At 36.0% G+C, this 7,353-nt stretch carries 7 protein-coding genes, 1 tRNA gene and 1 pseudogene; 2 read left to right on the top strand and 7 right to left on the bottom strand.

Features of this window, described 5'->3' with window-relative positions; all coding sequences use genetic code 11:
- Nucleotides 1-86: pseudogene (locus FC57_RS10650) on the bottom strand (UDP-N-acetylglucosamine 2-epimerase); the annotation flags it as partial.
- Nucleotides 87-192: 106 nt separating this feature from the next.
- Here FC57_RS10650 and FC57_RS11230 point away from each other — a divergent pair.
- Entirely contained in the window at nucleotides 193-381 is a 189-nt protein-coding gene (locus FC57_RS11230) for a hypothetical protein (protein ID WP_081445801.1), read from the top strand.
- 50 nt (nucleotides 382-431) lie between these two features.
- Here FC57_RS11230 and FC57_RS05080 read toward each other — a convergent pair.
- The 4 genes from FC57_RS05080 to FC57_RS05065 form a co-directional block, all read right to left on the bottom strand.
- Nucleotides 432-504 (bottom strand) — tRNA-Arg (locus tag FC57_RS05080).
- A 51-nt stretch (nucleotides 505-555) separates the two neighbouring features.
- Nucleotides 556-1,884: a PTS sugar transporter subunit IIC gene (locus FC57_RS05075; protein ID WP_007125186.1), complete on the bottom strand. Its 1,329-nt coding sequence runs from the start codon at nucleotides 1,882-1,884 to the stop codon at nucleotides 556-558.
- A complete protein-coding gene (locus FC57_RS05070) occupies nucleotides 1,881-3,101 on the bottom strand; it encodes a DEAD/DEAH box helicase (protein WP_007125185.1) in 1,221 nt (406 codons plus the stop codon). Before FC57_RS05070 ends, FC57_RS05075 begins: the two co-directional genes overlap by 4 nt.
- Nucleotides 3,101-3,808 (bottom strand): GH25 family lysozyme, encoded by a 708-nt coding sequence (locus FC57_RS05065; protein WP_040529344.1) that lies wholly within the window; start codon nucleotides 3,806-3,808, stop codon nucleotides 3,101-3,103. Before FC57_RS05065 ends, FC57_RS05070 begins: the two co-directional genes overlap by 1 nt.
- A 110-nt stretch (nucleotides 3,809-3,918) precedes the next feature.
- On the opposite strand from FC57_RS05065, the gene FC57_RS05060 reads away from it, so the two are divergent.
- Entirely contained in the window at nucleotides 3,919-5,223 is a 1,305-nt protein-coding gene (locus FC57_RS05060) for an APC family permease (RefSeq protein ID WP_040529343.1), read from the top strand.
- Nucleotides 5,224-5,266: 43 nt separating this feature from the next.
- Here the strand turns inward: FC57_RS05060 and hpt are convergent, their stop codons facing one another.
- Together hpt and FC57_RS05050 are read right to left on the bottom strand one after the other, a co-directional pair.
- Nucleotides 5,267-5,836 (bottom strand): hypoxanthine phosphoribosyltransferase, encoded by a 570-nt coding sequence (gene hpt / locus FC57_RS05055; RefSeq protein WP_007125182.1) that lies wholly within the window; start codon nucleotides 5,834-5,836, stop codon nucleotides 5,267-5,269.
- A gap of 103 nt (nucleotides 5,837-5,939) precedes the next feature.
- Nucleotides 5,940-7,298, bottom strand: a complete 1,359-nt coding sequence (locus FC57_RS05050) for a hemolysin family protein (protein WP_007125181.1) — start codon at nucleotides 7,296-7,298, stop codon at nucleotides 5,940-5,942.
- Between the last annotated feature and the right edge of the window lie 55 nt (nucleotides 7,299-7,353).

The following is a 7,353-nucleotide window of genomic DNA, read 5'->3' as shown; positions in this document are numbered from 1 at the left end:
TCTTTTTTTAATTTTAAGACAAGCGGAGCCATCTTAATTGCTTCTGGTCGCGTGCCAAAGACAGTCATTACCTTAATTCTTTGCATAAAAAATCCTCCGAAAACTTAACTTTACTATAACTGATTTAGTCCTATCTTGCACCCCTATTTATGTGTTTTAATAGAAGAGTACTTAAAGAAAGTTGGAATATTAATGAATTCAAGTTTATTAGTTTTAATTACAACCGCACTTTTTATAATTATTGGGTGTTTTTGTTTAGTATTTGGTATGGATAAATCCAAACCCCCTAAGACTAGAAGACACTTGCTTTACATAGCTTTAATTTGTGTCTTCCTTGTTTGGGGACTGATCACCTTTATCATGCTCAATCCATTAGGCTAAAGCAAAAGGTCCATCTGGGATAATCTCAGATGGACCTTTTATTTATTAAATGACCCCGGTGAGATTCGAACTCACCTCTACGGTTTAGGAGACCATTGTTCTATCCAGATGAACTACGGGGTCAAATACAAGATTAACTTTACCAGAAATTCGATAAATAGTTAATCTTTTTTTCTAAAATTGTGTCGTAAAGAATGTCTTTGGATTATTAGTATTGGCAATTTTATCTGCTGCAATTACGAACGGTGTCCAGATTGCAAAAGCAATAAGCATGTCTACAATACTTAACACAATTGCTCGCCAATCATAATTACAAGCCAAAAATGGTCCAATGATCGGTAGCATTATGCTAGGCACCCCTACTTGGACTGGATTAACCAATCCCATCACGCTGACCCAATATGAAAAAGCTACATTAACAACAGGTGTCAACAAGAATGGAATCAAATAAACAGGATTTAAAACAACAGGCAATCCTAATAAAACTGGTTCCCCAATATTAAAAATACCAGGTGCTAAAGCAATTTTAGCAATTGTTCGATAGTCGCTTCGTTTAGAAAAAATAAGAATCGCTACTATCAACATTAAAGTACCGCCAGCACCACCAAACCAAGCAAATACATCAAATGAACCACGCACCCAAACAAAAGGTGGTACATGTCCATCACGTACAGCAGTAATGTTGCCATTTTGAGCCGTCAGCCAAATAGAATCCAGAATTGGTGATAAGACACCCAAGCCATTAATACCAAAGAACCAAAATACTTGGATTAATAAAGTAACTAAGAGAACAGTACCAAAGCCTTGCCCCCATTTTACTAAAGGTTCTTGAATAGTGGTTAACAACCAGTTGCCAAAATACTTTCCTGTAATTACTTGGAATAAATAATTAATACCACCTACGCTAAAAATTGCAATCATTGCTGGAATCAATGAATCAAAAGCAGCTTGCTCTGCATGAAGTATATTAGCTGATAAATGAATCATAATTCTTGCTTTATAACAAGCAAAATAAATAGCGAAGCCAATTGAACCAAATAGAATTGCAGTAAACAAACCCGTAGTTGAAAATTGACTTATATCAAAAGCATTCTTAATTACAAGATTACTACCATGAACCTTAACTTTAGCAACACTGGCAATACTCAGTGCAAATGATGACAAAGATACAATTGAAGCAGCTAGGCGATTGCCCTCAAAATTTCTAGCTAATTGATAACCTAATGCTAAAGCAAAGAAAAATGCATAAAGAGAAAAAGTACCTCGCCAAACTAAGTTGCTGATTGATACCATCGGCTGCATAACAAAGGCAAAAGCTTTCCAACCTAAATGGTCTCTTGCAGCTTCCACCAAACTTTTAATCAGTACTGCTAAAGAACCAGCAATAGTTATCGGCATTAAGGAAATAAATGCATCCCGCAACGCCACAAGCCATCTCACTTGTCCTAACCGACTAGCTAAAGGTAAAACGTAATCCTCCAGCCATTTCACTAATCGACTCATTTATTCACCTTCAAATAATGTGGATGGTAGCCTTTATTCTTGTTGCGTTTTTTCTTTGACTTCTTTTTCCTAACAGTTGTTTTTACTATTTTCTTCTCTTCTTTTTTCTTAAGTTTAGGTTTCTTAGTAGTCAAATGATATCCCGCAAAATATACACGTTCTACTTCAATTTGATCTGCTAAAAGTTTCTTCAAATCACGATAATCATGATCATCACCTAAAGTTACAACATAACCTTTGGCATTCATCCTACCAGTACGACCAGCACGGTGTAAATAAGTGTTAGGTTCACTAGGAATTTCAAAATTAATGACGTAAGTGACGCCTGGAATATCCAGACCACGAGCAGCCAAATCTGTAGCTAATAACAGTTTAGTTTTGCCGCTAGCTAAATCACTTAACGCTTTTTCACGACTTTGCTTACCAAATTCATTAGCCAGTAATTCAAACTTAGTCTTAGTATGACCAAAAATTCCAGCAAAACGCATCATCGTCTTATTAGAGTCAAAGAAAAGGATACCTTTAAAGTGATCCAATTTAGTCATTCGTTGGAGAAATTCAATCTTATGCTGATTATCAACCTGCAAGAAATAATGCTTAGTCGTTGATTTTTGTTCATTTCTGACATCCACTAAAAGAAAATGACGATTAAAGATCTCCTCAGCATCCCTAGTAATTTCAGAATCAGTTGCACCAAAAAGCAAAACTTGACTATCCGATCCTAAGTTTTGCCCTAAAGAGGACAGCAGTTCCAACTTAGCGAATTCCAGAATGTCGTCTGCTTCATCAATAATCAAAGTCTTTATCTGATTAATCTTGATTCGATTACTTGAAAAGAAGTCAAAAAATCTCCCAGGTGTAGCTACCACCACTTCTGGGTGTTTCTTCTTCAAATTATCCTCCTGGCGCTTACGATTCCCAGCGCCTACTAAACTGACGCCCTTGAGACCTAATGCATGAATAAATGGATTAATTGCATGTCGAATCTGCACAGCTAATTCAGTAGTTGGTGCAATAATAATTACGCTATTTGCATTGCCTTTTTGTACACGTTCCAGACTAGGCAATGCGTAAGCCAAGGTCTTACCCGTTCCAGTTTTAGCTAATCCTACCAAACTGGCACCATTCCTAATTGCATCGTAACTTGCCTTTTGAATTAAAGTAGGCTTGTCTTTATGTTGTTTAAGTAAAATTTGTTTAATTTCTTCTTGATACATTATTGCGTTAATTGTCCATATTTCTGTTTATATTGACCAACGGTTCCGTTATACGCGTACATCGTAACGTCCTTTTCTAATCCCGTAACGTTCTTAACGCGTCCGTTGGTTGTATAACGCCAAAAAGAATATTCCAGCTTATTTGGCATCTTATTACCCGATGAGATAAATTTAGTTTGCTTATTAAAATACTTGTGATATCCGTAATCCAACTCAACAATTACTTCTTTATGTCGTTTCTCTAACATAGTGGCAAAACGGCTCATTGAATTTAAATACTTAGCACTACGACTATTTACAGCGGGTACAAGCAAAATTGGCAAGCTACCAGTATTATTGCCCACTTGTTTAAAGAAATAGCGATAATGCTCACGTGGAGTTGATTCATTACTATAGAGAATCATGCTGCCAAAAGCGAGCTTAGTGCCTAAAATTTGATCACGATAGGACAAGTAATTTTCATCAAAATATGACCTACCCTGCGTGGCTTTTAAATAAACAAAAGAAATCCCATTTGATTGTAGTTTATGCAAATCCACATAATCGATATCTTGATTCAACTGAATGCCAATTGCACTTGAATTTGAATCCGGCGGTAAGGTCGTTTGTCTCTTAAAATTAAAAAAGCCAATTAAAAGAAATGCAATCGCTAATATCAACAAAGTCAAGATTGCTGGCAAAGTATATTTATGATGATATCTTTTCATGGCTTTTCCCCCTGTTATTATTTTAACCAAATAATTCTAACACACCAATACTTCTATAACGATGTGCTAAAATAATTTAGTATTATTTATTTTAAGTAAGGGTGAATTATTTGAAAAGGCAAATTTCATTTGGACAAGCATTAGCCACAGTAGTTGGCTCTGTCATTGGTGCCGGTGTTTTCTTCAAAATTGGTACTATTACTGCTCAAACTGGCAGCAGTTCAATGACTTTATTTGTATGGATTCTTGCTGGTATTATTTCAATTGCATCAGGTTTGACAATTTCTGAAATTGCAGCCAGTTTAAAAATTAACGGAGCAATCAAGTATCTTGATTATACTTATGGACGCGTTTGGGGCTTCCTTTTTGGGTGGGCTCAAATGATAGTTTATTTTCCAGCCCAAATCGGTGCGCTCAGTTCTATCTTCGGCGTTCAATTTGTATCTCTATTTGGTATTCAAGCAAAATATTCCAATCTAATAGCTATTTTACTAGTCCTCTTTTTACTCGGCATCAATTTGATCGGAACCAAGTTCTCTAGCAAAATGCAGTCAGTCATCACAATTTTAAAGATTATCCCAATTGCATTGATTATTCTCTGGGGGCTTTTCAACCAAAATAAAATACCCGCACCAATTATTCCATTAACAGTTGGTGCAGGTCATTCTTTCCCTAATGCCATTAGCCAAGGGTTACTCTCCGCACTTTTTGCATTTGAAGGATGGATTGTAGTTACTAATTTAGCTAACGAAGTTAAAAATCCCGAACGTGACTTATCCCGAGCAATCATCTTTGGCTTATCCGCCATCACCCTGATTTATGTGCTCATCAACTACACTTTCTTAACTGTTTTGCCAATTCATGAGCTCGCTAATAACAATAACGCAGCTTTTGAAGCTTCAATAAAATTATTTGGTCAATTTGGCGGCAAACTAATCACTATCGGTATTTTAATTTCCGTTTATGGTGCCGTTAACGCATTTATGCTTACTGGAATGAGAACCCCATATATCTTGGCTCAAGATAATCTATTGCCTTTCTCTAACAAAATCGGCAAAGCTAACATTCACACCGGTGTTCCCGTTTTTGGTGCTTTAATCGTTGATGCAATTGCAATAGTTATGATTTTGCTCGGTAACTTTACCGTTTTAACAGATATGTTGGTCTTCGTTATGTGGACTTTCAACACTATGCTATCCATTGCAGTGGTAATTTTAAGAAAACGAGAGCCAAAACTGAAACGTCCCTTCAGGGTTCCATGGTATCCTCTTATCCCCTTAATCTCAGTTATCGGTGGCATCTTCATTGTTGTCTCTACGATTATTAATCAATTTTTCCTTTCACTAATCGGCATCGGCTTAACGCTCTTAGGCCTACCAATTTATTATCACCAGCAAAAGAAAAACAAAGCATAAAAAATCTCTATCGCAATTGCGGTAGAGATTTTACTTTCTTTAATTACTTATTCACATACTTTTGAATAACTTCTGGCTTTAATACTCCAACGTAAGGTAAATTACGGTACATGTTTAAGAAGTCCAAGCCATAGCCGACAACAAATTCATTGCCCACCTTAGAACCAAAGTAATCTACGTCCACGTCGACATTTCTACGGGCTTCTTTATTAAGCATAGCACAGCACTTAACACTCTTAGCACCACGCTTCTTAATTAAGTCCTTCATGAACTTCAAGGTTAAACCAGTATCAACAATATCTTCAATGATCAAGACATCACGATCCTTGACATCAGCGGCCAAGTCGGTAACCACTTTGATTTTACCGGTTGATTCGAATCCATCACCATAACTTGACACATCAAGGAAATCCAATTGATGTGCTACATCCATTTGTCTAGTTAAATCTGTTAAAAAATAAATTGCACCCTTTAATGCACCAACAACCAAAGGTCTCTTGCCTGCATAATCCTTAGTTAATTGCGCACCAAGTCGCACACACATTTCATGGATGTCATCTTCAGAAAATAACTTATGATCAATAATATCGTTAATATTGTCGCCTTTAACCATTTATCCACCCTTCGTTCCAATAAATTCTATTATTCTAATAAAAAGAATTATAACATCTTTAAATAAAAAAAGCGTCAAAATTGACGCTTTATCCTAATATTTACTATTTCTTACTCTTAGATTGATCGACTTTTTGAGCTTCTTTTTTAATTGGAGCTACAATAAACCAACGCATGAATCCTTGCTCAATGCTATCCAATGTAAACTTATAGCCTTCAAGCGTAATTGATTCACCCTTCTTTAGGTTAGGATAATGTTCCATCATGTACCCTCCAATGGTAATGATATCACTATCCTGGAAAGCCTTCAAATCAGTGTGGAAGTAACGTTCAAAGTCATACAAGGTAGTTTTACCAGAAACATGAACATTGCCTTCTTTGTCCTTAATGATGTAATCATCAGAAACATCATCAATTTCATCCTTAACTGACCCAAAGAGTTCTTCGTAAATATCTTTATCAGTTACAATACCACTCGTACCACCATATTCATCAACAACCAAAACAATTGGCGTGTGCTTTGAAATCATTAAATGCAGAATATCTTGAATTGGCATTGATTCTGGTACAGTAATAATTGTTCTAATTATTCTAGTTACTGGAACATTGGGGTCAATTTGACTCTGTTGCACAATGTCAAAAGAATAAACATAGCCGACAACGTCATCTTTATCATTATCACGTACAACAGGGAAACGACTATTACCTTCTTTTAAGTATCTCTTTAAAGCATACTTAATCGTATCGGTCGAATTAAGAACTGACAATCTAGTTCTGTCAGTCATAATATCCTTAGCAATCTTATCATTTAACTCAAATGCACGTTCCATGTAAGTAAGATCTTCTTTATCAAGAGAACCTCCATGAACGGCATTACGTGAAAGTTTAATGATTTCAGATTGAGAATAAACCTCATTTTCTTCATCAGCTGGGGTAAAGCCCATTAACTTCAAAATACCATTAGAACTAGTATTAAGTAGCCAAACGAATGGATAAACAAGCGTGTGGAAAACATGAAGTGGCGTAACAATTAACATCATCATGCCCACAGGTTTATCAATGGCAATATTCTTAGGAACAACTTCCGTCAAAACGACTTCTAAGTAAGTTAAAAGAATTACGCCTAAGATAGCACTAATTGATTTAATAAGCGATTCACTCATTGGGGTTAAGTGGAAAGCATCTTCCAAAATAACCGCAAATGTATCAGCTGAGAACCAACCTAATACTACACCTACCAGCGTAGTACCAACCTGAGTTGTCGACAGATATTCATTCAAATTATGCGTCATATGTAACGCACGTTGCAATTTCTTTTTATTGCCAGTGCCCTTGGCCAGCATATCTTCCAACTGACTAGGTCTTGTCTGCACTAAAGCAAATTCCGCAGCTACAAAAAATGAAGCAACGATGAAAATTAATAGGGTTGCAACTAAATTAGTTACTATTTGAGCTGGACTCAATGTACAATCACCTTTTTCACAAATTATTTACTAAACCATATTCTACCATTTATTG

Source organism: Lactobacillus ultunensis DSM 16047 (genome assembly GCF_001436305.1).
GTDB classification, from domain to species: domain Bacteria; phylum Bacillota; class Bacilli; order Lactobacillales; family Lactobacillaceae; genus Lactobacillus; species Lactobacillus ultunensis.
The sequence above is the reverse complement of the archived record's forward strand: the minus strand, read 5'-3'. Positions and strand labels throughout refer to the sequence as shown.

Bases quoted from the DNA above. Each gene is read 5' to 3' on its own strand.
- FC57_RS11230 (WP_081445801.1), top strand. From the start codon at position 193: ATGAATTCAAGTTTATTAGTTTTAATTACAACCGCACTTTTTATAATT.
- FC57_RS05075 (WP_007125186.1), bottom strand. From the start codon at position 1,884: ATGAGTCGATTAGTGAAATGGCTGGAGGATTACGTTTTACCTTTAGCT.
- FC57_RS05070 (WP_007125185.1), bottom strand. From the start codon at position 3,101: ATGTATCAAGAAGAAATTAAACAAATTTTACTTAAACAACATAAAGAC.
- FC57_RS05065 (WP_040529344.1), bottom strand. From the start codon at position 3,808: ATGAAAAGATATCATCATAAATATACTTTGCCAGCAATCTTGACTTTG.
- hpt (WP_007125182.1), bottom strand. From the start codon at position 5,836: ATGGTTAAAGGCGACAATATTAACGATATTATTGATCATAAGTTATTT.